At 53.8% G+C, this 25381-nt stretch carries 24 protein-coding genes and 1 tRNA gene; 9 read left to right on the top strand and 16 right to left on the bottom strand.

Translation table 11 applies throughout. The annotated features are described in order from the left end of the window. Window positions 1–64: 64 nt before the first annotated feature. Window positions 65–826, bottom strand: coding sequence for a bacteriorhodopsin-like (locus D7D48_RS08560; RefSeq protein ID WP_125231014.1), 762 nt, complete (start codon window positions 824–826; stop codon window positions 65–67). Between the two features lie 568 nt (window positions 827–1394). On the opposite strand from D7D48_RS08560, the gene D7D48_RS08555 reads away from it, so the two are divergent. After that, window positions 1395–2453, top strand: a complete 1059-nt coding sequence (locus D7D48_RS08555; RefSeq protein WP_125231013.1) for a glycine zipper 2TM domain-containing protein — start codon at window positions 1395–1397, stop codon at window positions 2451–2453. A gap of 67 nt (window positions 2454–2520) precedes the next feature. Here the strand turns inward: D7D48_RS08555 and glnA are convergent, their stop codons facing one another. The 6 genes from glnA to D7D48_RS08525 all read right to left on the bottom strand — a co-directional run bounded on the left by glnA (window position 2521) and on the right by D7D48_RS08525 (window position 10448). After that, on the bottom strand, window positions 2521–3933 hold the full coding sequence (gene glnA, locus D7D48_RS08550; protein ID WP_125231012.1) for a type I glutamate--ammonia ligase: 1413 nt from the start codon (window positions 3931–3933) through the stop codon (window positions 2521–2523). A 44-nt stretch (window positions 3934–3977) separates the two neighbouring features. After that, a complete protein-coding gene (locus D7D48_RS08545) occupies window positions 3978–4316 on the bottom strand; it encodes a P-II family nitrogen regulator (RefSeq protein WP_125231011.1) in 339 nt (112 codons plus the stop codon). A gap of 173 nt (window positions 4317–4489) precedes the next feature. After that, window positions 4490–6682, bottom strand: a complete 2193-nt coding sequence (locus D7D48_RS08540; RefSeq protein ID WP_125231010.1) for a PQQ-dependent dehydrogenase, methanol/ethanol family — start codon at window positions 6680–6682, stop codon at window positions 4490–4492. A 71-nt stretch (window positions 6683–6753) separates the two neighbouring features. Further along, window positions 6754–7419 carry a DJ-1/PfpI family protein gene (locus D7D48_RS08535; protein ID WP_125231009.1) on the bottom strand — a complete coding sequence of 222 codons (666 nt, stop codon included), beginning with the start codon at window positions 7417–7419 and terminating at the stop codon, window positions 6754–6756. 21 nt (window positions 7420–7440) lie between these two features. Next, complete coding sequence (locus tag D7D48_RS08530; protein ID WP_125231008.1) at window positions 7441–8628, bottom strand: acetyl-CoA C-acyltransferase; 1188 nt, start codon at window positions 8626–8628, stop codon at window positions 7441–7443. Between the two features lie 83 nt (window positions 8629–8711). After that, window positions 8712–10448 (bottom strand): class I adenylate-forming enzyme family protein, encoded by a 1737-nt coding sequence (locus D7D48_RS08525; RefSeq protein ID WP_125231007.1) that lies wholly within the window; start codon window positions 10446–10448, stop codon window positions 8712–8714. Window positions 10449–10566: 118 nt separating this feature from the next. Between D7D48_RS08525 and D7D48_RS08520 the strand changes: the two genes are divergently transcribed. Beyond that, window positions 10567–11988, top strand: coding sequence for a coniferyl aldehyde dehydrogenase (locus D7D48_RS08520; protein ID WP_125231006.1), 1422 nt, complete (start codon window positions 10567–10569; stop codon window positions 11986–11988). A 90-nt stretch (window positions 11989–12078) separates the two neighbouring features. Further along, window positions 12079–12162, top strand: a tRNA-Leu gene (locus D7D48_RS08515). Between the two features lie 71 nt (window positions 12163–12233). On the opposite strand, the gene D7D48_RS08510 is transcribed toward D7D48_RS08515, so the two are convergent. Both D7D48_RS08510 and D7D48_RS08505 read right to left on the bottom strand, forming a co-directional pair. Then, the gene (locus D7D48_RS08510) at window positions 12234–12956 is read right to left on the bottom strand and encodes an SDR family oxidoreductase (RefSeq protein WP_125231005.1); all 723 of its coding nucleotides are present in this window, start codon (window positions 12954–12956) and stop codon (window positions 12234–12236) included. A gap of 37 nt (window positions 12957–12993) precedes the next feature. After that, window positions 12994–14289 (bottom strand): MFS transporter, encoded by a 1296-nt coding sequence (locus D7D48_RS08505; protein WP_125231004.1) that lies wholly within the window; start codon window positions 14287–14289, stop codon window positions 12994–12996. A 130-nt stretch (window positions 14290–14419) separates the two neighbouring features. On the opposite strand from D7D48_RS08505, the gene pgsA reads away from it, so the two are divergent. Genes pgsA through D7D48_RS08490 form a run of 3 tightly spaced genes read left to right on the top strand, consistent with a single transcriptional unit; the run spans window position 14420 to window position 15685 of the window. Further along, on the top strand, window positions 14420–14992 hold the full coding sequence (gene pgsA / locus D7D48_RS08500) for a CDP-diacylglycerol--glycerol-3-phosphate 3-phosphatidyltransferase (RefSeq protein ID WP_125231003.1): 573 nt from the start codon (window positions 14420–14422) through the stop codon (window positions 14990–14992). 4 nt (window positions 14993–14996) lie between these two features. Continuing rightward, a complete protein-coding gene (gene moaD, locus D7D48_RS08495; protein WP_125231002.1) occupies window positions 14997–15248 on the top strand; it encodes a molybdopterin converting factor subunit 1 in 252 nt (83 codons plus the stop codon). Further along, entirely contained in the window at window positions 15245–15685 is a 441-nt protein-coding gene (locus tag D7D48_RS08490; RefSeq protein ID WP_125231001.1) for a molybdenum cofactor biosynthesis protein MoaE, read from the top strand. The genes moaD and D7D48_RS08490 overlap by 4 nt, the downstream gene beginning before the upstream one ends. Window positions 15686–15701: 16 nt before the next feature. Here D7D48_RS08490 and D7D48_RS08485 read toward each other — a convergent pair whose 3' ends face one another. Continuing rightward, the gene (locus D7D48_RS08485; RefSeq protein WP_125231000.1) at window positions 15702–16607 is read right to left on the bottom strand and encodes a hydrogen peroxide-inducible genes activator; all 906 of its coding nucleotides are present in this window, start codon (window positions 16605–16607) and stop codon (window positions 15702–15704) included. A gap of 156 nt (window positions 16608–16763) precedes the next feature. Here D7D48_RS08485 and epsC point away from each other — a divergent pair, with 156 nt between their 5' ends. Together epsC and D7D48_RS08475 are read left to right on the top strand one after the other, a co-directional pair. After that, entirely contained in the window at window positions 16764–17486 is a 723-nt protein-coding gene (gene epsC, locus D7D48_RS08480; RefSeq protein WP_125230999.1) for a serine O-acetyltransferase EpsC, read from the top strand. Beyond that, window positions 17483–17827 carry a DUF2794 domain-containing protein gene (locus D7D48_RS08475; RefSeq protein ID WP_125230998.1) on the top strand — a complete coding sequence of 115 codons (345 nt, stop codon included), beginning with the start codon at window positions 17483–17485 and terminating at the stop codon, window positions 17825–17827. Before epsC ends, D7D48_RS08475 begins: the two co-directional genes overlap by 4 nt. 48 nt (window positions 17828–17875) lie before the next feature. On the opposite strand, the gene D7D48_RS08470 is transcribed toward D7D48_RS08475, so the two are convergent. Then, window positions 17876–18778, bottom strand: coding sequence for an SDR family NAD(P)-dependent oxidoreductase (locus tag D7D48_RS08470; protein WP_125230997.1), 903 nt, complete (start codon window positions 18776–18778; stop codon window positions 17876–17878). A gap of 180 nt (window positions 18779–18958) precedes the next feature. On the opposite strand from D7D48_RS08470, the gene D7D48_RS08465 reads away from it, so the two are divergent. Further along, window positions 18959–20470, top strand: coding sequence for an OprO/OprP family phosphate-selective porin (locus tag D7D48_RS08465; protein ID WP_185739827.1), 1512 nt, complete (start codon window positions 18959–18961; stop codon window positions 20468–20470). Here the strand turns inward: D7D48_RS08465 and phoB are convergent. The 5 genes from phoB to pstC are packed head-to-tail and all read right to left on the bottom strand — an operon-like array spanning window position 20467 to window position 25304. Continuing rightward, window positions 20467–21162: a phosphate regulon transcriptional regulator PhoB gene (phoB, locus tag D7D48_RS08460; RefSeq protein ID WP_125230995.1), complete on the bottom strand. Its 696-nt coding sequence runs from the start codon at window positions 21160–21162 to the stop codon at window positions 20467–20469. The two genes, D7D48_RS08465 and phoB, sit on opposite strands and share 4 nt — an antisense overlap. Window positions 21163–21175: 13 nt before the next feature. Beyond that, the gene (gene phoU / locus D7D48_RS08455) at window positions 21176–21847 is read right to left on the bottom strand and encodes a phosphate signaling complex protein PhoU (protein WP_125230994.1); all 672 of its coding nucleotides are present in this window, start codon (window positions 21845–21847) and stop codon (window positions 21176–21178) included. 12 nt (window positions 21848–21859) lie between these two features. Beyond that, on the bottom strand, window positions 21860–22654 hold the full coding sequence (pstB, locus tag D7D48_RS08450; RefSeq protein ID WP_125230993.1) for a phosphate ABC transporter ATP-binding protein PstB: 795 nt from the start codon (window positions 22652–22654) through the stop codon (window positions 21860–21862). Between the two features lie 3 nt (window positions 22655–22657). After that, window positions 22658–23911, bottom strand: a complete 1254-nt coding sequence (gene pstA / locus D7D48_RS08445) for a phosphate ABC transporter permease PstA (RefSeq protein WP_245964410.1) — start codon at window positions 23909–23911, stop codon at window positions 22658–22660. Window positions 23912–23915: 4 nt separating this feature from the next. Then, on the bottom strand, window positions 23916–25304 hold the full coding sequence (gene pstC / locus D7D48_RS08440) for a phosphate ABC transporter permease subunit PstC (protein ID WP_125231276.1): 1389 nt from the start codon (window positions 25302–25304) through the stop codon (window positions 23916–23918). Between the last annotated feature and the right edge of the window lie 77 nt (window positions 25305–25381).

Genomic DNA, 25381 nt, shown 5'->3' with positions numbered 1-25381 from the left:
AATGCGAGTATAAAATTGTAGTCATTTAGGAATGTACATCGCCGAAGCGACGCACGTCCTTTTTTTAGCCATGGGCCTTATCGCCATATTCTGCTTGCGACTTGCGTACTGCGATCATGTAGATCAATACGCCGACGCCAGCCTTTGCGATCAAGTCAGCAATTGTATAGCCGACTTGTACGCCTACGGTTACGTCCGAACCGCTTAGGTTGGTGTAAGGGATCATGTATACAATCGGGTAGAAACCCCATGATGCGAAGGTCAACAAACGTGCCTTCTTCACCAATTCGCGAACATTCTCTGGCTGATTATTAATCGATGCACCGAGACCAGCGAACAGCTGCCACATAATGTAGACAAATGGTATCGCCGACAATGTGCCCCACAATACGCGGGTTGGAATGTCAGTTGCGATTTCACCTGGGTAACCCAAGACAATCATCAAAGCTGCGGCGCTGCCGAGCTTGATTGACTTTGACACTGTTTCTTCTTGGCTCAATCGCATCACGAGAATAAGCTCAATCAACAAAAGTGGCACAGTTAACAACCAATCGACATAGCGATAGGCGTCGTTAAATGCATAGCCGCTTGCGGTCACTATGCCGCCTTCAACGGAATATGCACCTTCCCAGCTCTGAAAAATACGGAAGTAGTGATATGCAGCAATGGCAGTAACCAAGCCGGAAATCGTAAGAGCTGTCTTGTAGGCTGGGCCTACTTGCGAGCGACCGAGCCACAAAAACAGCGTCGCCGCTGCCATGGTAGCAAATGTAAATGAGAATGCATTATAGACCAATGAATATTGGCCAAAAGTAAGATTTTCCATGTTTCTCTCCCCCCTTTATTTGACACTTCTAAAAGTATCGGGAGAGTAGATGGTAACCTAAGCATTTGATGTGTCAACCCATCCATTATACCGCTTTTACCCCTATATTGCTCTAAATATTCCGCTAATTGCCTCCACTGGTGGGTTAGGGGGTGGTGCTATTTATCTGTACTTGATTGTAACTATGCGCGACTGAATGCCTTGCTATCGAACTGAAAGCCGGCGCTTCAATACCGCATGAAAATTGCCGTATGGCTATAGAAAAGGTGATGAAGGCATCATCACGGCGCTAATGGGAGGCGCTAGACGAAATGGTGCTTGCGCGTCTCAATAGGAACATTGCGTTCAGCTTTGGGGTCAGCAAACAGACTGTCAAAATGAACCGATCATGATGCATGGAAAGTTGGACATGGCCAGTTTTGCGGATGCCATTCGGATCGCTGTCGAAAACGTACTCTGAAAAGGGCCTTTTGTCCCCAAACTGTAGCTTGGGAAGGTGGCGAAATGGAACAAAACGCTGCAGAACCAATTACACTTTCACGAAACATTTACGTGAAAAGAGAAGCTCATGAAAAATTCGATTTTTCTAACTGGAATCGCGCTATCTATTTTGACCCCTTCAATTGTTATGGCGCAGGACGATGGTTGTCGGCGTGACGGCAATGGCCGGATTGTTGGTACCGTCATTGGCGCAGGCGCAGGCGGTGTATTGGGGAATGTCGTCGCCGGGCGCGGCGACAAGACCGAGGGCGCGATAATCGGCGCTATAGTTGGTGCGGTTATCGGCAATCAGGTATCAAAATCAGACCGTGGCAATTGTCGCACGGCTTATGGTTTTTACGATGAGCAAGGCCGTTGGCACGCAACAGGCGTCAGCACGTCCGATGCCCGTGGCTATTATGATCGCAATGGCACTTGGGTTGATGGTCAACCAAACGGATATTATGACAATGGGCGATGTTTCACGGCGAACGGCGATCTTGAAAACGCCGGCTATATCGACCGAGCTGGTAATTGGGTGCCTGCATCATCCGTCGGCTATTATGACCGCAACAATCAGTGGGTAGGCGGCATGGCTACGGGCTATTACGACACCAACGGTCGTTGGGTCGCAGGCCCCACGCGTGGCCGGTATGACGCACGTGGCCGATGGATTGCCGGTGATACGGGATATGCGAATGAAAACAGCGCTAATTGGAATGCGGTGGAGCAGCCCGGCTATTACGACACCAGCGGTCGCTGGGTCACTGGCCGAGCCTATGGCTATTATGACGCGCGGGGTCGCTGGGTTTCAACACGGCAGGGCAGTTATCAGAACAACGATAACGGTCCGAACAACCCATATCGCCCAGGCACAGGGCAATACGCACTGAACCAAATGCCAACGGATATTGCGGGACGGATCAGTTGGATGCGGGCATATATCCCTAACGCAGTGCAATCGCAGCACATGAACCGGACGGCAGCACAATATGCGCGTCGTGAGCTGACCGCGATTGAAGCGCAGAACCGCCAGTTCAATCGGGACGGCCGCTTCACCCAGCGTGAAAGGCAGATGATACAGCGGCGCCTGGACCGGCTAACGATCCGCTTTCAACAAAGCGAACGCCAATCGCGCAACAATTAAAGCCAAAAAATAAGGCCCGGCAGTCCCCCAACCGCCGGGCCTTTAGCACTGATCCGATGCGTTAGGATCAGTAGCTATAATACATGTCGAACTCGACAGGGCTTGGCGTCATTTCCCAACGGGCGACGTCTTCCATCTTCAGTTCGATATAGCTTTCAATCTGGTCCTTCGAGAACACATCACCCTTCAACAAGAAGTCATGATCCGCGGCCAGGGCATCAAGCGCTTCGCGCAGTGAACCGGCAACGGTTGGGACTTGTGCCAGTTCTGCTGGTGGCAGGTCGTACAGGTTCTTATCCATGGCTTCGCCTGGGTGGATTTTGTTTTGAATACCGTCGAGTCCAGCCATGAACAACGCAGCATAGCACAGATATGGATTGGCCATTGCGTCAGGGAAGCGGACTTCTACGCGCTTTGCCTTGGCACCAGCGCCATAAGGGATACGGCAAGAGGCGGAGCGGTTACGCGCCGAATAAGCGAGTAACACAGGGGCTTCATAACCCGGAACCAAACGCTTGTAGCTGTTGGTGGTCGGGTTGGAGAATGCGTTAATTGCCTTGGCATGCTTGATGATGCCGCCAATGAAAAACAGGCACATTTCCGACAAGCCAGCATAGCCATCGCCGGCGAAGAGCGGTGTCTTACCTTCCCAGATCGACAAATGGGTGTGCATGCCTGAGCCGTTATCTTCCTTGATAGGCTTTGGCATGAACGTTGCGGTCTTGCCATAAGCGTGCGCCACCTGATGCACGACATATTTGTAGATCTGCATACGGTCAGCGGTCTGCGTCAGCGTACCAAAGGTCAAGCCAAGCTCATGTTGGGCTGCAGCAACTTCATGGTGATGCTTGTCGCATGGCAAACCCATTTCCAACATGGTCGAAACCATTTCGCCACGGATATCCATAGCGCTGTCGACAGGTGCGACAGGGAAATAACCGCCCTTGGCGCGTGGGCGGTGGCCCATATTGCCGCTTTCATATTTCGTGCCGCTGTTGGTTGGCAATTCGATATCATCAATCTTGTAATAAGACGTGTTGTAGCTGTTTTCGAAACGCACATCGTCGAACATGAAGAATTCGGCTTCTGGACCGACATAAACGGTATCGCCAATGCCCGTAGTCTTCAGATAGGCTTCGGCGCGCTTGGCGGTCGAACGCGGATCGCGGCTGTATAACTCACCGGTCGATGGCTCAACAATGTCGCAGAAGATGATCATCATCGGCGTTGCTGAGAATGGGTCAACATATACCGCATCGAGATCTGGCTTCAGGATCATGTCGGATTCGTTGATCGCTTTCCAGCCTTCAATCGAAGAGCCGTCGAACATCAGGCCGTCTTCCAATTCATCCTCGCCAATGACGCCGGCGCACATCGTCAGATGTTGCCATTTACCCTTGGGATCGGTGAAGCGTACATCGACCCACTCGATTTCCTCATCCTTGATGCGTTTGATGATGTCTTTGGCTGAAGTGCCCATAATGCGTTCCTTCTTTTGCGTTTCTTTTTGGTGATTTGGATGGTTTATACGGCGTCGTTATCGCGTTCGCCTGTGCGAATGCGCAGCGCGGTCTCAACGGGGATAACGAAAATCTTGCCATCGCCAATGCGGCCCGTTTGCGCGGCGGCGGCAATCGCCTCAACGACGCGATCGGCAAGACCGTCTTCAACGACAACCTCGAGCTTTACCTTGGGCAAGAAGTCTACGACATATTCGGCGCCGCGATATAATTCGGTATGGCCCTTTTGACGGCCAAAGCCCTTGGCTTCGGTCACGGTGATGCCCGATACGCCAACTTCGTGCAGCGCCTCTTTCACTTCGTCCAGCTTGAACGGCTTGATGATCGCTTCGATCTTTTTCATAACATTTCCTTGTATGACGCGTGAGGCATAGGCTCCGCGCGCACGTATGATAGGGTTATCCTATCAAGTATCGTGCCAAATCGGGTGGCGCACAAATTCCCGATTTTTAAGAGATTGAGGCAATGGCATCTGCCTAAATTTTAGGCAGATGCCAGATTCATGGGCAGCAGATTTTACTTGGCTGCTCTTTTTGTGCCGCCGCTTAAGGCCGCGTCATTGGCCTTCGCATAATGCGCACGGCTGACAACATAAGCGCGCACTTGCTCGGCTTCTTTGGGGCTTAGTACGCTGCTAAAGCTGACCATACCATTGCCTTTCAAGATACCGTCGATGACAACGGATTTCCATGTAGCCGCATCGGCAATCGTACCCGATTTGCGTAAGTCCGGCAGCACGCCGTTGCCAACCGCGCCAGGGCCGTGGCAGACGAGGCAATAACGTTGATAATTGGACCCCCCCGCCGCGATATCAGCTGGCGTCCCGAACTGCTTGGTCGGTTTCCACACATAAGGTGCGGTTTCTGGCAAGGCTGGCAAAGTGACTTTGCCGCCCAGTTTCAGAACGATCAAGCGCGGCAGATTGGGTACAGCCGCGCTCGTTGATCCTGCATAGCCAGACACCAAGGGGAAAGCGCCGCCCTTGCTCGTGAGGAACGCCACATATTGTTCGCCATCGACAGTGTAAGTGGACGCGCCGGACAATACGCCAGACTGCACATTGAGGTTGAGCAACTGCTTGCCCGTATCCGCCGCATAAGCGCGGAATTCGCCCATCGCTGTGCCTTGGAACACAAGGTTTCCGGCCGTGGTCATTGTCCCGCCATTCCAAGATGCGGGATGGTTGACGGTCCATTTGGCTTTGCCCGTCTTGGGATCAAACGCCACCAATTTACCAGTCGTAGCGGCCTTCACCGCCTTTACGAAATTGACATCATCCGGAAGGTCCGCCGTTGCCATCGCGCCGCCGATATTAAAGCCAAGTTTTTTACGCTCCATCTCATTTGGTGCAATTGGCGGGAGATATGCGCCGCCGATATACATAGCTGGAATATAGACCAAGCCCGTTGCCGGGTTGAAGCTCATCGGGTGCCAATTATGCGCGCCAAGTGCCGACGGGTTCGCCAGATATAGCTTGCCAGTTTTTTCGTAACGCGCTTCTGGATTTTCAATCGGACGCCCGGTTTTTAGGTCATACCCAGTCGCCCAGGTGATGCCATCAATAAACGGGTCGGCCGACAGCAATTTGCCATTCGACCGGTCTATCGTGAAGAAAAATCCATTTTTGGGTGCGTGATACAAAACTTTGCGTTCTTTGCCGCCACGCGTTTCGGTAGCCAAGATGATCGGCTGCGTCGCGGTATAGTCCCAGCTTTCTGCTGGGGTTTCCTGATAATGCCACACATATTCGCCAGTGTCGGGTTTGAGCGCGACGATGGACGAGAGGAACAGATTGTCGCCTTCTCCATTGGATCTTATGCCATGGTTCCACGGGTTGCCATTGCCAACGCCGAGATACAGCTGATCGAGTTCGGCATCATACACAATCGCGTCCCACACGGTCCCGCCGCCCCCGCTTTCACGCCAGTCACCCTTTTTGGGCTTCGCGCTCCAGGTTTTGGTTGCTGCGGTTTTGAGGATTTTGTCGCTGGCCGCGTTGTCCGGTTCGCCTTTAGGATTTGGCGTGGTGTAGAAACGCCATGCCTTTTTACCGGTGGCCGCATCATAAGCGGTGACATAACCGCGTGCGCCAAATTCCGCGCCACCAAAGCCGATAACAACCTTGTCCTTCACCACACGCGGGACGCCGGTGATGGTGCCGTTCGATTCGAGATCAAGCGTCTGCGCGCTCCAATTCTGCTTTCCGGTGCTCGCATTGAGAGAAATCAGACGACCATCAATGGTACCGACGAAAACACTGCCCTTCCAAAAAGCGACACCGCGATTGACTACGTCGCAGCAAGCTTTGACGCCGCGCGCTTTGTCTACTTCGGGGTCGAAACTCCATAATGGTTTTCCGGTTTTGGCGTCATAGGCAAAAACTTTCGACCACGCGGTGGAGACAAACATTTTGCCATCGACGACCACCGGCGTTGCTTCTTGCCCGCGTGCATCTGGTAGGTCGGTAAACCAGGCGATGCCTAAGTCCTGCACATTGCTGTCGTTAATCAGCGTCAACGGGCTGTGCCGTTGTTCATTATAATTGAAACCGGTCATCGCCCAGTTGGCGCCGTCACCCCCGGTTTTCAAATAATCACCGTCAATCGCGGCAAAGGCTGGATTGTCCGAATCCATCGCCGATTTTTGGCAGGAACCCAATAGCAATGCAGCGCTTAACAATGCAGCAGCGGCCAAAATCTTTTTTGTCATTTTATCTCTCCCCCGAAAGGAGAAGCTATGCCGATGCCGCGTGCGCGTCCAGTATGAATTTAATCGGCGGATTAAATTATATGTTGAATGGCCATTTTCATTTCGGCAGCTGCCTTGTCGTAAACGCGCGCGCGCAGATTATGGACTGTTTCATCTGAGGAACTTTTGAGGGAACCGCCGCCGAAGGGAGGCGCGGGATCATATTCGAGTGCCAATTGAATGGTCCTTGCGACATCTTCGCTCGCGATTTTCGCAATAAGGTTCAGCGCGAAATCAATACCTGAGGTGACGCCGCCTGCGGTTATCAAATTGCCATCATGCACGACGCGCGCTGGCACGTGCGTTGCGCCGAACAGGGGGAGCAACTGCGTATAGGCCCAATGGCACGTTGCCTTTTTACCTTGAAGATAGCCTGCCGCGCCAAGGATGAACGCGCCGGTACACACGCTGGTGATATAATCCGCACCCTTGGCTTGTTGCCGGACAAAATCGACAAGGGCGGTATCGGCAATCGCATCGCGGACGCCATGCCCGCCGGGCACGCATAAAATGTCGGCTTGCGGACAATCGGCAAAGCTGGAGCGCGGCAAGATTGAAAAACCGCAGTCGGTTGTGACCGCTGCGCCATCTTTGGTAACGACGTGCACCTGCGCGCCGGGCAGGCGGGACAAAAACTGCACGGGCCCCGTGAAATCGAGCTGCGTTACATTGTCGAACAGGACGAAAACGATATGCATATAGCCCCGCGTGGTAGCCGTTTAGATTAACTCAATCGCCAGCGCCGTCGCCTCACCGCCGCCAATGCACAAGGACGCGATGCCGCGTGTCTTGCCATGACGTTGCAGTGCCGCAACCAAGGTTGTAATAATCCGCGCGCCTGACGCACCAATGGGATGGCCAAGCGCGGTAGCGCCGCCATGAACATTAATCTTGTCATGCGATATGCCAAGGTCATGCATCGCAAACATGGCGACGCAGGCAAAGGCCTCATTCACTTCAAACAGGTCGACATCATCGATGGTCCAACCGGCCTTTTCCAAGCATTTGTTGATCGCGCCGACAGGTGCCGTGGTAAATGCTGATGGTTCCTGCGCATGCGCGGCATGGGCAATGATGCGGGCAACGGGTGTTTGGCCATTGGCATCGGCGACCGACTGACGCGCGAGGACAAGCGCTGCTGCGCCATCGGAGATGGAAGAGCTGGTTGCCGCTGTAATCGTGCCGTCCTTGGCAAAAGCTGCTTTCAGTGTGGGAATTTTGTCGGGCATGCCCTTGCCGGGTTGTTCGTCTGTGTCGACAATGACATCGCCTTTGCGCGTGGCAACGGTCACAGCGACGATTTCCTGCTTGAACGCGCCATCGGCAATCGCTTTTTGTGCGCGCCGCAGCGATTCAATCGCGTAGGCATCCTGCGCCTCGCGGGTCAGTTGATAATCATTGGCGGTGTCTTGCGCGAATGTGCCCATGGCGCGTCCAGCCTCATAGGCGTCTTCCAAGCCATCCAAGAACATATGGTCATAGGCCGTGTCATGGCCAATGCGCGCGCCGCTGCGATGCTTTTTCAGCAAATAAGGCGCATTGGTCATGCTTTCCATGCCGCCCGCGATAACATAATCGACTGAGCCGGCGACGATCGCCTCGCTGCCCATGATAACGGTTTGCATGCCCGATCCGCATACTTTGTTCACCGTCGTTGCCTGCACCGATTTGGGCAAGCCAGCCTTGATCGCGGCTTGACGGGCAGGCGCTTGGCCCAAGCCAGCGGGAAGAACGCAGCCCATGTAGATGCGCTCAATCATGGCGCCATCGACTCCCGCGCGTTCCACTGCGGCCTTTACTGCGGTCGCGCCAAGGTCGGTTGCCGAAACGTCCGCCAATGCCCCCTGCATCGCGCCCATGGGCGTGCGGGCGTAGGACAGGATTACGACGGGATCGGCGTTGCGCATGGGAGTTTCCTTTGACTTGGATTTAACGCCCTATAGGCCGCCGATCCGTCAAAAACAAACGTGAATCACCCTTGGTCGCCGCCTCAGAACAAGGCCTTCAAATCGCGTTTCAGGATCTTGCCATTGGCGTTGCGAGGTAAAGTATCCTGCGTGAAGATGATCTTTACCGGCACCTTGAACTTCGCGAGACGTTCGCTGACATAATGTCGAAGCTCCTCCTCCGTAGCGGTCATGCCGGGTGCCAAATGCACGACGGCTGCGGGTTCTTCGCCTAAGGTTTGATGCGGGATGCCCACCAAAGCTGCGTCGGTAACGGCAGGATGTTCGTAGAGAATATTTTCGACTTCCGACGAATAGATATTCTCGCCACCGCGAATGATCATGTCCTTTGCACGGTCAACGATGAAGCAGAAACCTTCGTCATCCACCCGCGCAAGGTCGCCTGTACGCACCCAGCCATCGACAAATGTTTCGGCGGTGGCGTCGGGACGGTTCCAATAGCCTTTAACGATTTGCGGGCCGCGTGCCCATAATTCGCCTACTTCACCAATGGGCAATTCCGTGGTGCCATCCTCGGACATGATTTTCAGATCGGATACCGCGACCGCCGGGCCGCAGCTCTCCGGACGATTGAGATAATCTTCAGCCAAGTGCGAAGTTACGGTCGCCATGGTTTCGGTCATGCCCCAGCCATTGCCGGGCAAAGCGCCGAATATTTCGTGGATTTTGCTCACCAATTCCGGCGCAGATGGTGCACCGCCATAGCTGATCGCGTCGATAGAACTGAGATCATATTTTTCGCGGTCTGGATGTTCGATCAACTGCCAAGCGATAAACGGTACGCCGCCCGTGGCATTGACCTTTTCGCGCTCGATAATCTCGAATGCTTTCACGGTATCCCATTTGTGCAATAATATGATTTTGTGGCCAGCTTGAATCGTAGGGATCATCGATGCCGAACAGGCGGTGACGTGGAACATCGGGATCACAAGCAAGGAAGCCCGAATGCTGGGCTCTGGCAAAGAATCGCCCCGACGCAGCACCGTCGCCGCGCCCGAATAGGCACTGGACAAGCCATTGGTGAGCAAATTGCGATGTGATCCCAATGCGCCCTTGGGTTTGCCGGTTGTGCCGCTCGTGTAGAAAATAGTGACGGCATCATCAGGTGCTATTGCGACGTCCGGCAAGGGCAGGTCTGGCAAATTAGAATAGCTTTTGGGTTCGCCAATTATATTTTCGAGCGGGGTAGCAGGCTCTGCCATCGCGGCCCCACCGCTGCGCGCAACCATCACATGTTGCAGCGCGGGCATTTCGGCTTTGTACGGTGCAATGCGGTCCCAGCGTTCAGCATCGCAGATTAAAACAGCTGCGCCCGAATCGGCCATACCAAAGACCAACTCTTCGCCGGTCCACCATGCGTTCAACGGCACAACAATTGCGCCCGTCACGGCAGCGGCGAAAAAGGCGACCGGCCATTCGGGTAAGTTACGCATTGCAAGGCCGACGCGGTCGCCCTTTTTAATACCGCATTCTTTTAGCGCCTGCGCCAAGGACGCTACGGCGCGATGCCAGGCGTCATAGGTAACGCGCTCATCCTCATACACTACGAATTCGCGGTCACCGAATGCCACTTTGGCATGTCCGGCCAGCACGGCAAGATTGGGCAAGGCATTTTTCCAGACGCGCGTTGGCACGCCCTCAATCACAGCAGTTTCCATTTCAAATGGCATGCCCGGCGCACACAAGGCGGCCTTTACCTGATCACGAGTCATCACTGGCCAACCCGCAGGTGGCGTCCATTTTTTGCCTGCCTCGATCATGTTCTCTCCATTCCGTCGCGACGCTTTGCGCGTGTTCGCACTGTCGATACGCCAAAATGGTTTCAATGTGCAACGCTTCGCGCTAGCAAATCATCAACTGATTAAAGGGAGAGAAAGAATGACCGCAAATATGCAGACTGTGCTCGAAAAACAGCGCGCCGCGTTTACCGCTGCGATGCCGGAACCAATGTCGGTACGCCGCGACCGTATGGATCGCGCGATTGCTTTGTTGATCGACCATGCCGAAGATTTTGCAAAGGCCGTTTCGGCAGATTTCGGCCATCGCAGCCGTGAGCAAACATTGCTCACCGATATCATGCCTTCTGTCAGTGCGATGAAGCACGCGAAGAAGCATTTTGAAAGCTGGGCCAAGGGCGAGAAGCGCAAACCCACCTTTCCGTTGGGCCTTATCGGGGCCAAGGCGGAGGTCGTGTTCCAGCCCAAGGGCGTGGTCGGCGTCGTTGCGCCTTGGAACTTCCCTGTTGGCATGGTGATGGTGCCCATGGCGGGTATTCTCGCCGCCGGTAACCGCGCGATGATCAAACCCTCTGAATTTACAGAGCGGGTGTCGGCCTTGTTTGAAGAACTGGTGCCCAAATATTTCGCCGAAGAGGAAATGGCGGTTTTCACCGGCGGCGCGGACGTCGGCATGGCTTTTTCCAAGCTGGCCTTTGACCATATGATCTTCACCGGCGCAACGAGCGTTGGCAAGCATATCATGCGCGCCGCCGCCGACAATCTGGTACCGGTCACATTGGAACTTGGCGGCAAGTCGCCGACCATCATTGGCCGCAGCGCGGACAAGAAAAAAGCGGGCGAGCGGATCGCATTGGGCAAGATGATGAATGCTGGCCAAATCTGCCTCGCGCCCGATTATTTGTTGGTGCCAAGCGATCAGGAGCATGATGTCATTGAGGCTGTGAAGGCTGGCGTCACCGCGCAATATCCAAAATTGCTGCACAATGACGATTACACGTCGGTCGTGAATGGCCGCAATTATGAACGTTTGCAGAGCTATCTCGACGATGCGCGCGAAAAGGGCGCTGAGCTTATTGAGGTAAACCCGGCCAATGAGGAATTTGCCACGTCCAACGGCAACAAAATGCCGCTGACCATCGTCCGCAACGTCACCGACGATATGAAGGTGATGCAGGAAGAAATTTTCGGCCCCATCCTGCCTGTGATGACCTATTCAACGATGGATGAGGCCATTGATTATGTGAATGCGCATGACCGGCCACTTGGCCTCTATTATTTTGGATCGGACAAAGCCGAAGAAGATTGCGTGCTGACGCGGACTGTTTCTGGCGGTGTGACTGTCAATGATGTGGTCTTTCACAATGCGATGGAAGACCTGCCCTTTGGTGGCGTTGGGCCATCGGGCATGGGCAATTATCATGGCGCAGACGGGTTCAAGACGTTTAGCCATATGCGCGCCGTCTATCGCCAGACCGGCGTTGATGTTGCCGGCATGGGTGGGTTCAAAGCCCCTTATGGCAAGGCTACGCTCAAGACACTCGCAAAAGAGCTCAAAAAATAGAGGAGCGGAAGAATTAAGGATGCACTTGCATCATAGCGGAGGCTCGGTTAGAGGGGCCTCCGCTTTATCGGGTTCGCTCGACAAAGATGTGCCCCAGTGGTGGAATGGTAGACGCGCTGGATTCAAAATCCTGTTCCGAGAGGAGTGCCCGTTCGAGTCGGGCCTGGGGCACCACTTATTTTCCCGACATTGCAGATTGCGGGTTTCTCAATTGGGAAACCAACTTCGCGGGTTCCGATTGACCCTTAAAATTTGATCATGATCCGCCGCACAAGGGCGGGTGATAGCGAGTAGATAAGCCGTAATAGCTTCACCATGCCGACATTGGCCTCCTTGGCATTAGTCGCAATGGCATCCACTATCTCTGCCGCACATTGTTTGGCCGACATTTTATTGCCGCTTATCCGGCCACGCGTCATCGCGGTATCAACCACGGGTGGGAGGGCTTCAATCACATGGATATGTGTGTCGCGTAAATTGTGGCGCAAAGATTGGGTGAAACTACGCAAACCAGACTTCGTCGCGCAATAGACTGGACCGCCCGCGCGCGGTGCAATGGCAAGGCCTGAGGTGACATTGACGATCACCGCCTCTGGCCGCTTCAATAAGTTCGGCAGGAAATGGCCAATCAGATGCAGTGGCGCGTTAAGGTTTAGGAAAATAGCCTGATCCGTCAGCGCAAGGTCAAGGGGTTCCCCGGGGCCGAAATTTCCACTCATTCCCGCATTGTTTATAAGCATGTCGATAGGGCGATCCGCCAAAGCAGCGGCAAGCGCCGCACAGCCAGCGGGGGTAGAAAGGTCCGCTTGAATGGCCTCAAGACCTTCCGCCCGCGCGGATGCCAGCGCGTCTTCGCGGCGACCACATACAAGCACGGTTGCGCCTTTTGCTGTCAACTGGCGCGCGATTTCCAGACCAATGCCGTCTGTTCCGCCCGTCACCAATGCGGTTTTGCCTGAGATTTTCATGCTATGATTCTCCACCCCTTTGCTGCGTTCACCTATGTTATGATGTGACCTGCAGCGCGACAATGTCGCTCGCTTTATGGAGCCGCCAAGCGATCCAAGCGGATATCAAACAGGCTGCTGCAATCATGAACAAAGTGTCGGCAATGCTAACGCCAGCGCTTACCAGAAGGCTGTAAATAATCGCGCCAATCACCATAGCGCCCGAATTCACAATGTTATTGGCCGCAATGGTCCGCGCGGTTTGCGATTTCGCAACGGTGGTGGTCAAAAACGCATAAAGAGGCACCACAAACATCCCGCCTGCAATAGAAATGCCCAGCAGGTCGACAATCATCCGTTCGCCTTTGCCAAGCATCAGGAAATCATACCAATTCATCAACTCTTTACCGACCGGACCCCAATGGCTTACGGTCCACCATAGGTCGAGAACGAACAGCCCCATCACAATAACCGATGCGGGGGCATATTTCGCCGATACTGTTCCCTTGAGTAGGCGGTTTATTGCAATCGAACCAATGGCGATACCTACCGAGAAAAACGCTGTGAACAGCGTTGCGACCGTGTTGTCGCCGCCAATGGCATTCTTAACCATAGGCGGGAAAATCGATCCCAAGACGGCGCCAATGCCCCAAAAAAAGCTAATGGCCATGATTGCCATGAAGAGATGGGGGATGTGCATTGTGTCGCGCACTAACTGCCAACTGCTGCGGAAAATGTTCCAATCCATTTTGGCGGTCGGCGCGTCGCTTTCTGGTGGGGCATTTGGAACGGACTGCGCGGTCACCCGTCCAATGATGGCAACAATGATGATGCCGACGCCAGCAATGTCACCGGGGATAACGCCGCCTGCAATAGTACCACCCAAAATAGCTAAATAGGTTCCAGCCTCCACAAGGCCAGTGCCGCCCAGAACCTCATCTTTTTTCAGATGTTGCGGCAGGATGGCATATTTTATGGGTCCGAAAAATGTCGAATGCACGCCCATCGCGAACAAGGCGGCGAGCATTACCGGAATATTGTGAAGATATATGCCCGCCGCCCCAAATAGCATGATGAATATCTCGGCCGTTTTGACCATGCGGATGACTTTGGTTTTTTCAATCGTATCGGCCAATTGCCCCGCCAGTGCGGAAAACAGAAAAAATGGTAAGATGAACAGCGCGCCTGCAATTGCGTTAAAATTCGCTTCCTGCGTAGGGTCCGAATAAATTTCATAGGTGACCAACATCACCATCGCCATTTTGTAGAAATTATCGTTGAAAGCGTTAAGAAACTGGGTGACGAAAAGCGGCAGAAAACGGCGCTTGTTCATCAAAGACATTGTTGTGGCCATAAAATTACAAGCTTCCTATGCAAAGGATATGCCGTGTCTTAGCCGCCGGTTAGAAGCATGGCAAAGCGCATTTCTTTCGGCAGGTAAATAGTCAGGTGATTTTGTCTACGCAGCACGCTATCAATGCGGCATGCTTAGCTTGCCCAATCTTCTCACTCTGTCGCGAATTTTCGCGGTGCCCATTTTGGTTTTTCTTTTGTGGCCGGGAACAAAGCCGATGAGCGTGCAACCGATGCCGCTCGATTATGCTTTTGCTTTTGTGCTGTATTGCCTGATGGGCATCACCGATTATTTCGACGGTTATCTGGCGCGGGCGCAAGGCGCAGTCTCCAAATTGGGTGTTTTTCTTGATCCGATTGCGGACAAAATCATGATTGCCGCCGTTATCTTGATGTTGGTGTTTACCCGTGATGTGGAAGGATGGCATGTGATCGCCGCCTTAATCATTTTGTTGCGTGAGATGATTGTATCGGGCCTGCGCGAATTTCTTGCCGGACTGCAGATTTCGGTGCCCGTGTCCAAACTCGCCAAATGGAAAACAACATTCCAATTGGTCTCGCTTGGTGGGATCATTTTGGCTGGGGCCTTGCCAGATTGGATACTGCTCAAGCAATTGGCGTTGCTGCTGTTGTGGATTGCGGCGGTGCTGACGATGATTACCGGTTGGGATTATCTGCGCGTCGGCATCAAGCATATGGATTGACGCGATGAAATTGGTGTATTTTGCTAGCGTGCGGGAGGCGATTGGGCTTTCATCGGAAGAATTTGATGTGCCGCAAGATGCCTGCACAGTAGGCGATCTGGTGGTGAGGATTTCCGCGCGTTCCGAAGATCATGCCCGCGCATTACATGACCTGCCGCGTCTGCGTTTCGCACTAGACCAAAATATGGCCACCGCCGACACGCCTTTGCTCGGCGCGCAAGAATTGGCGATTTTCCCTCCGGTCACGGGCGGATGAAAACCGTTCGAATTAGCGAGACCGCGATTCAGCCCGACCAAGAGCTAACAGCACTTGCTGGCCTTGGCGGCGGGGCGCTGTCGAGTTTCACCGGATTGGTGCGCGACGATGATGGGGTAACCGCGATTGAATTGGAGCATTATCCCGGCATGACTGAGGCAAGCCTTTCCAGCCTCATAGAAGCCGCTACAGCGCGCTGGTCATTACTGGGCGCTGTCATCACGCACCGCGTCGGAATTGTGCCTGTGGGGGCGCCTGTGGTGGTTGTCGGGACCGCTTCGCTGCACAGGGCGGAAGCATTGGAGGCGACAGCCTTCCTGATTGACCGGTTGAAGACCGAAGCCCCATTTTGGAAGCGCGAGCATTATGCCGATGGCACTACTAAATGGGTGGAAGCTAAATCGAGCGACGAGGCGCGCGCCGAACGCTGGGGTTGACGCTTAGTGTCTGACCTTAGCCTGCGTGCAAACCGCGCAGTGCATCCGCCAGCATTTCAAATTCTTCACGCCGCGGGCTGTTGGTGCGCCATACCAAGGCAATCTCTCGCGATGCATGTTCGGCGTTCAGCGGGCGGGCTTGCACATCCGTGCCGTTCAATAAGCCTGCTGTAACGGCCATTTCGGGAATGATGGTAAGGCCAAGACCATTGTCGACCATTTGTACCAACGTATGCAGTGACGTACCCAGCATCGTTGCAAAGGCGCGCATTTCAGGCCGGTTGCATGCGGCAAGCGCATGGTCCTTCAGGCAGTGGCCATCGACCAGCAAAAGCAACCGGCTTTCGTCGATGAGGTCGGGTGTGATGCTTTCGGGCGGGTCGCGCGGGTCGTCTTTAGGAAACGCAACAAACAAGCGGTCTTCAAACAATGTCGCCTTTTCAATATCACCAGCGGCAAAGGGCAGCGCGAGCAACACGCAATCCACTTGCCCATGATGCAACGCGTCAATTGCGGCGGCGCTGGTTTCTTCGCGCAAATATAGCTTCAGATCGGGATATTGTTTGCGCAATGCGGGCAATAATTTGGGCAGCAAAAATGGTGCAATCGTCGGAATGACGCTCATCCGCAGGTCATCGGCCAGTGGCTTGCCCGCCGAACGCGCCATTTCTGCCAGCTCCTCTGCTTCGCGCAATATGCGGTGCGCCTTGGCCACCATCTTGTTGCCCAGCGGCGTGAAACGAACAACGCGGCGCGTGCGCTCCACCAGCATGAGGCCCAGTAAGGATTCCAATTCGCGAATGCCTGCCGAGAGCGTAGATTGCGTGACAAAACAGGACTCTGCAGCTTTGCCGAAATGGCCATGCTCTTGCAGCGCAACCAGATATTGCAGCTGTTTGAGCGTTGGAAGATATGTGCTCATAAATCGGTCCTGTTAATCAATAAATGATATATAATCGGTTTTGCCAATTTATCCATACATTATTATAGGTAAACTGCATCCTTTGCTGGAAAAACGCAGCCGAACGTCTTAGCTTGGTATCAATCAACGGGTCCGGCAAAGGCCAGAAGTGTCATTATGTTTATTTCTAATCTAATCGATTATCTCGACTCGATCAAAGAACGTGACCCGGCACCGCGCTCACGGTGGGAGATATTATTATATCCTGGCGTTTGGGCGGTAGGCTATCACCGCGTCGCGCATTGGTTGTTTTTGGGCGAGATGTTTTTTCTGGCGCGGTTGGTCAACCACTTTGCCCGCTTCATGACGGGTATCGACATTCACCCTGGCGCAAAAATTGGCAGTAACTTTTTTCTCGACCATGGTTTCAGCGTCATCGGCGAAACCGCAGAAATCGGTGACAATGTCACAATGTACCAAAATGTCACGCTTGGCGGCACCAATCCGACGACGGGCATTGGTGGCAAGCGGCATCCGACCATATTGGACAATGTCATCATCGGTTCGGGCGCGCAGATCCTTGGACCCATTAAAGTTGGCGAGCGTGCGCGCATTGGCGCGGCTGCGGTCGTCACAGACGATGTGCCAGCCGGCGCAACTATGATTGGTCAAAAAGCGCGTTCGACTTTGGTAAAGGCCGAAACTTACGCACGGGATTTCATGCCTTATGGCACGCCTTGCCGCGAAATGTTTGATCCCGCGACCCAAAGCCTTGAAATCATGCAGTGCGAGATTGAAAGCTTGCGCAAGAAAGTGGCAGAGTTGATGGCGGAGCGTGATGCCGCGTCTAATGTTACGCCTGCCAAGCCACGTTCAGCCAAAGGACGCAAGGTCAGTTGACCGCCGTTATCACGCCCTTTCCCGGGGTTAGTCGACATAATCAGGTCGGCTTTGAAAAAAATGAACTGACGCAGATACTGAACCTGTATGGCCGGATGGTCGCGGCGGGGAACTGGCGGGATTATGCTATTGATCTGGGCCGCGACGCGGCGGTGTTCAGCGTGTTTCGTCGCGCGACCGAACGCCCCGAATATCGCATCGAAAAACGCCCCGCTTTACGCAACCGCCAAGGCATGTGGGCCTTGGTCGGGGAAGGCGGCGCGATTTTAAAACGTGGGCATGATCTCGGGCCGGTGCTTGCACCTGTCGAACGCAAGCTCATGAAGCTGGTCGACGCATAAAAAAGCCCGGCCAAAGACCGGGCTTCTTTAATCGCCATCTACGGCTACTTAGCCGAGGGCTTGCAACGCCTTCATGACGGCGATCGATTGTTCGCCGCCCGATTGCGGCACAGTCTCGCCCGTGCGGTCGATGATCTTGTCCCATGCTGCGGCAAAACCTTCGACATTGCGGTCTTCCTGACGCAGCGCAACGCCGGGTGTCATGGTTACATAAGCTGCGTGATAGCCACCACCACCTGCGCCGATAATCATGTTCGTCGGTGCATCTTCGCTGACCAGATATAGCGCGGCTGGAACGACATTTTCAGGCGTGAACTGCTCGAACAGGCCTTCTGGGAAGATATCCTCGGTCATGCGCGTACCAGCGACGGGCGCGAGCGAGTTTACACGGACATTATATTTCGCACCTTCCAAATGCAGCGTCTTGGTAAAGCCAGCAAGGCCAAGCTTCGCCGCGCCATAATTGGCCTGACCGAAATTGCCGTACAGACCCGTGGATGATGTCGTCATCAAGATACGGCCATAGGCTTGGTCACGCATCGTGTCCCACACCGCCTTGGTGCAGTTGGCCGAACCCATGACGTGGACCTGAAGCACGAGGTCAAAATCGGGCATATCCATCTTGGCAAAGCTCTTATCGCGCAAGATACCCGCATTGTTGATCAATATGTGCACGCCGCCAAAGGCCTCTTTCGCCTTAGCGACCATTTCGACCATTTGTTCATATTCGGTAACGCTGCCGCCATTGGCCATCGCTTCGCCGCCAGCGGATTTGATTTGTTCAACGACCTGCGCCGCTGCATCAGATGTACCGGTGCCGTCGCGTGCGCCGCCCAAATCATTGACCACCACTTTGGTTCCGCGCTTGGCCAATTCAAGTGCATAGGCCTTGCCCAAACCGCCGCCCGCACCTGTCACAATTGCGACTTTATCTTTAAAACTGATGGTCATACATATTCTCCATAATCAAAGCGGCTAAGGTCGCCAAATCGCCCTGAGCCTTGGCATGACAGCCCAGTTGACGCAAGCGTAAAGCAATAGATGCATATTGTCATAAAAGCGAAATATGACCGTCATGGGAGAGACATATATTTGTTGTTAAGGCGTCATCAAATCAAACAGGATATCACCGTGACTACAAAAAAATGGCTTTACGGAACAACTTTGTTCACAATCGCAACCGCCGCTTTACCTGCACATGCGCAGGCCAACGGGTCGGAGGTCGAAGCGCTGCGCGCCGAAGTGGCGGCATTGAAGGAGCAGCTCACCAATATCTCTGCAAAGATAACTGCAGTGGAAAAAAAGACCACAACTGAGGTCAAATGGAAAGGCGGACCAGAGTCCGGCGGACCCGATGGTTGGAGCTTTAAGCCACGTGGACGGATCCATTATGACGCGGGCTATATCAGCATACCGGGCGATTATGCCGCCAATCGAAATCTGGGTTTCAACAGCAGAGTGCGCCGCGTGCGTCTCGGTGCCGAAGGCACGATGCCGGGCGGCTTTGGTTATAAAGTCGAAGGTGACTTTGCAAATAGCAATGTGGCCTTTGGCGATGTGTTTTTAAGCTATAATCCCAAAAATGCTCCGATTAACGTTCGGATTGGGAATTTCGAAACACTGAACGGGTTGGAGCAAATCGCAAGTTCCAACAATATCAGCTTTACCGAGCGCGCCGCATTTAACGATGCCTTTTTGAACAGCCGCCGCCTGGGCGCCGCGGTCGCGTGGCATAATGAAGAAAATGCCATTCGCGCTGAGGTAGGATTGTTTGCCGCACACAGCATCGACAGTTCGTTCGACAATGACGGTTGGATCGGTGCCGGACGGCTTGTCTATGCGCCGAAGGCTTTCGGAGGACAGTTGCATTTTGGTGCAACAGTTCAGCAACGTGACTTTGCATCCAATAATAACGCCACCGCTTCTGTGTCCACGAACGCGCCTTCCACAAACCAGCTTGCGCGCTATCGTGCACGTCCAAATACGCAGCTAACCGATGTGCGTTTTGTCGACACTGGCAATTTTGCCGCCAAGAGCGACCGCATTGTCGGGTTGGAACTCGCGGCGATTTTCCCTGGCTTCTATTTTGCCGGGGAAGGTCAATGGACCAAAGTGAATGCATATCGCGCGGGTAACATCGCGACTGGGTTAGACAGCTTCTCTAGTGGAAATAGCGCTGTTACGCCAACGGGTGACCCAGGCTTTTTCGGAATGTACGCCGAAGCGGGCTATTTCCTTACGGGTGAGACCCGCGGATATAAGGATGGCGCATGGAGCCGGACAAAGGTTCTCAAGCCTATAGACAAAAAAGGTTTAGGGGCGTTCCAAATCGCCGGACGCTTTGAATATCTCGACCTCGATAGCAATGCGCTGAAAAATGGTGCAACGAATAATTTTGCGACCGGAGCCAACAGCCTAGCGACTCTGAACACGCGCCTTGGACGCGGCGGCAAGCAGTCCAGCTATCTATTCGGCGTGAACTGGTACCCTATCGATTATATTCGGTTCATGCTCAATTATGGACGCGTGCAGGTCAAAGGCGGCCCAATGGCAGCTATCGTTGACCCGCTCTCGACATTGCCCGTGGATAAGCGTGATTATGCGGTCGATGTTGTCGCAGCCCGGATGCAGCTGGAATTTTAAACCGCGTCCTGATCGAGCGAATAGCCTGCTGAACGCACGGTCCGGATAATGTCGCTGCCAAAGCCTTCGTTTAAGGCTTTGCGCAGGCGACGGATATGGACATCAACCGTTCGAATTTCGATGTCGCTGTCATGGCCCCAAACGCTGTCGAGCAAGCGTTCACGCGAAAAGACATGGCCTGGATATTCAAGGAAATGCTTCAGCAACCGGTATTCGGTTGGTCCTAATGGAACCTGCTTTCCGCCGCGCTTAACCTTATGCGCCACGGTATCCATTTCGACATCCCCAAAGCGCAAGGACTCGCCTGCCAGGGCAGGGCGGACCCGGCGGAGAACCGCCTTGGCACGGGCAACGAGTTCGCGTGGAGAAAACGGCTTGGTGACATAATCATCGGCACCGATTTCTAGGCCACGAATGCGGTCATCTTCTTCACCGCGCGCGGTTAGCATGATGATAGGCACATTGGCGGTATTGTCCGCCTTGCGCAATTGCCGGCACACTTCAATGCCTGATAAATTTTCCAGCATCCAATCGAGCAAGACCAAATCAGGCGTGCGTTCCTTGGCCATCAAAAGCGCTTCTTCGCCATCCCCTGTATGCTGGACGTCGAATTCTTCGCGCTCAAAATGCCAGCGGACCAGCTCGGCAAGTGCACTGTCGTCTTCAACCAATAGCAATTGCGCCTTGGGCATATGTCTCTCCGCATTAAGCGTCGGGCAGATTTTCACCCGTTTCGGTAAAGTAAATCATTTGGGCCACGGTGGTGGTGTGATCACCAATGCGTTCCAGATTCTTGGCAGTGAAAAGCAAATGCGCAACCTCGGTCGCGTTCTGCGGATTTTTTGCGACATAAGCGACGAAGTCGACAAACAAATCCTTGTTCAGTTGATCGACAACATCATCACGCACTGTAACAGCACGGGCGAGATCAACGTCGCGCTTTGCATAGGCATCCATGGCCGTCCGGATCATTTCTACGACGATGGCGCCCATGCGGCTCAATTGTTCTTTTGCAGATGCGTGTATCTGGCCTTCCATCTTGGGCACGCGCTTGGCGATATTTTTGGCATAATCGCCAATACGCTCGATAACCGCCGACATTTTAAGCGCCGCAATGAGTTCGCGTAAATCATCCGCCATTGGCGCGCGTAGGGCGATTGTGCGGACAACCAGTCGCTCGACTTCGGTTTCCAGACTATCAATGATTTTGTCGTCAGCGCGGATAGTGGCCGCGGCTTCTACGTCATGTTCTGTCAGCGCCTTCATGGCTGAGACAACTGCGGTTTCCGCGCGCGCGCCCATTTCCGCAATAAGACCACGGATTTCATCCATGTCATCGTCAAACGCGGTAATTGTATGCCTTGTGCCAGTGCTCATGTCGCAATCTTTCTAACCGTAACGGCCTGTAATATAATCTTTGGTGCGGTCTTCGCGTGGATTGGTAAAGATATCCGATGTTTCGCCAAATTCAATCAAATGACCCAAATGGAAAAAGGCGGTGCGTTGCGAAACGCGCGCGGCCTGTTGCATATTGTGGGTCACGATGATGATGGCGTATTTTCCGCGCAGGTCGTGAATTAACTCTTCAATCCGCGCCGTGGCAATGGGGTCAAGCGCGGAGCAAGGTTCATCCATCAGGATGACTTCGGGGTCCACCGCAATGGCGCGTGCAATACACAGACGTTGCTGTTGACCGCCCGAAAGTGCAGTCCCGCTTTCGCTCAGACGATCCTTGACCTCGGTCCACAATCCCGCGCGGGTGAGGGAGCTTTCAACGATCTGGTCCAACTCAGCCTTGCCGCTGGCCAGACCGTGGATGCGCGGGCCGTAAGCGACATTGTCATAGATTGATTTCGGGAATGGATTTGGCTTTTGAAACACCATGCCGACGCGCGCGCGCAACTGCACAACATCCATACCAGATGCATATATATCTTCCCCGTCGAGCAGTATCTGCCCTTCGACGCGGGCGCCTGCGACGGTATCGTTCATCCGGTTCAATGACCGCAGAAATGTTGACTTTCCGCAGCCCGACGGACCGATAAACGCCGTCACATTCTCACGATCAACGTCGATCGAAACGTCGTTGATGGCTTGTTTATCACCATAATATACATTCACATTGCGTGTGGATATTTTGGCTATTCCGGGGGTTACGCCCACATTACCGTCCTTTTTGTTCATAGGTCACCAACGCGTTTCGAAACGGTTGCGAAGATAGATGGCAAGGGCGTTCATGCCCAATAAGAAGATAAGCAGCACAATGATCGCGGCGCTGGTTTTTTCTACAAAGCCCTTATTGACCTCATCCGACCAGAGGTAAATCTGCACTGGCAAAGCGGTTGTGGCGTCGGTGAAACCCTCTGGTGCAGCTGGAATGAAGGCGCGCATGCCGATCATCAGCAGCGGCGCAGTTTCACCCAAGGCGCGGGCCATGCCGATAATAGTACCGGTGAGTATGCCCGGAAGCGCAAGCGGAAGCACATGGTGGAATACGACCTGCACAGGTGAGGCGCCAATGCCCAACGCAGCCTCACGGATAGATGGCGGTACGGACTTGACCGCATTGCGGCCGGCAATGACAATGACCGGCATAGTCATCAAAGCAAGCGTTAAGCCGCCAACCAATGCAGACGAACGCGGCATGCCGAACAGGCTGAGGAACACCGCAAGCCCAAGCAAACCAAAAATGATCGACGGGACCGCCGCCAAATTGTTGATCGACACTTCTATCATGTCGGTCAGCTTGTTCTTGGAGGCATATTCCTCAAGATATAAAGCGGCCAATACGCCGACTGGGAAGGCCAGCATCAGGGTAATCGCCATGGTCATAAGCGATCCCTTGAACGCGGCCCAGATACCGACCGCCGATGGGTCGGTTGCATCAGCCCCTGTCAAAAACGTCCAGTTAAAGCCAGTGCGCAGAGCATCCTTTTGTGCCAGCGCGGCAACGGTCTGTTCGGCTGCAGGCTCACCAGAGCGCTTGAATGCTACGTCCAATCGCGAATCTACGGGCAACCACAATTGCTGCTTTGATGTGATGAGGCTAGGATTATCCAGCAGCATCTGCCGAACATTGCCCGCAGCGCCCGTTGTCAAAAGGCCATCACTTATATCACCATATTGCTGGCCAACCGCTAACTCGACGATGCCTGGAATATCCATCGAATTAAGCGCAGCATCGGCGTTAGGGCCGCTGATTGCGGTTGCGGTTGCACCTGCCGTTAAAGCAGGAAAATCAAAATCGACTGCTATTTCGGTACGCTGAAAACCACGCAAGCCTTGGCCCAGCATCGTGAATAACAAAAAGGCGAGGAATAAAGTTGACAAGGAAACGGCCAAAAAGCCCATCGCCTTAAACCGACGCTCGGCCGCATAGCGTCGTGCAATGCGCTTTTGCATGATTTGCCCGTTCCAGTCGGTGGGCGTCGGATCCATCATGGCGTTACTCATATGCTTCTCGATATTTTTTCACGACACGCAACGCGACATAATTGAGGAAAAATGTTGTGACGAATAGTGCAAGACCAAGCGCAAATGCCGCCAGCGTATGTGGGCTTCCGAAATCTTGGTCACCTGTCAAAAGCGCGACAATCTGTACGGTGATAGTGGTGATGGTTGCAAATGGATTGGCGGTGAGGTTGGCGGTGTAACCCGCCGCCATCACTACGATCATGGTTTCACCAATCGCGCGGCTGACAGCCAGCAATATACCGCCAACGACGCCGGGCAAGGCGGCTGGTAGCAACACTTGCTTGATGGTTTCGCTCTTGGTGGCTCCCATAGCAAGGCTGCCGTCGCGCATGGCGCTCGGTACGGCGGCGATACTGTCATCGGACATGGAGGATACCAATGGAATGATCATCACGCCCATCACAATGCCAGCGGCCAAGGCATTGTCGGACGCGGCATTGCTGACGCCCAGCATCACTGCAAAGTCACGCACCGCAGGTGCCACCGTTAAGGCGGCAAAATATCCATATACCACGGTTGGCACACCTGCGAGAATTTCGAGGATGGGCTTCATCCATTTCCGCACGCTCGCGGAGGCATATTGCGTCAAAAAAATTGCGCTCATCAAGCCCAATGGAATGGCGACAATCATTGCGATGATCGCGCCAATGAAAATCGTGCCCCAGAATAATGGGATCGCACCATAGCCATTATCGGCGCCGGGCGTCACAACCGATTTTGGGTTCCATTCGGTACCAAACAAAAACTCAAATGGCGATACCATTGAGAAGAAACGCCATGATTCAAATATCAACGAGGCGAAAATGCCCAGCGTCGTCAGAATGGCAATCAAGGATGCGACTAATAAGCCGAACATAACCACGCGTTCGACCTTGCTGCGGGCGCGGAAGTCCGGCTTTATGCGCGTGAACGCAAATGCGCCACCGGCGAAGAGCAGCAATACTGTCGCCGCGACGCCAATCCATTTATAATAAGATAATGCGCCTTCATATAAGGGGACGAGCTTTTCGCTTCCATCCTGAAAGGCAGTAGCTTGGAAGCCTTGGGCAATTGCGCGCGCTTCAGACAGGATGGCGGCGCGTGCGAAACCTTCTTGCGGCAGGTCAGCCGCCGCAGGCGCCGACAACACCATGTTGGTGACCAAAGACGGTGAAATAGACTGCCAGATAAACATGAAAATAAGTGCAGGGGCAATGGCGCAGATCGCCACAAACCAGCCATGATAATAAGGCAGGCTGTTTACGGTTCCACGAGGTCCGCCCTTTGCACTGCGTACAAAGGCAGCGGCACGCGCACGCCCAGCAATCCAGCCAATAAGGCCGAGACCAAGGACAAGGAAGAGCAATGCTGTTCCAGTCATAAACTTAACCATGCTCCCTTGGACCAGATGATTCGAAATCCGTTAAACACCGCGCCCCGATACGACGAAGGCCTGGA

It is taken from the genome of Sphingorhabdus wooponensis (assembly GCF_003933235.1).
Taxonomy (GTDB): domain Bacteria; phylum Pseudomonadota; class Alphaproteobacteria; order Sphingomonadales; family Sphingomonadaceae; genus Sphingorhabdus_B; species Sphingorhabdus_B wooponensis.
The sequence above is the reverse complement of the archived record's forward strand: the minus strand, read 5'-3'. Positions and strand labels throughout refer to the sequence as shown.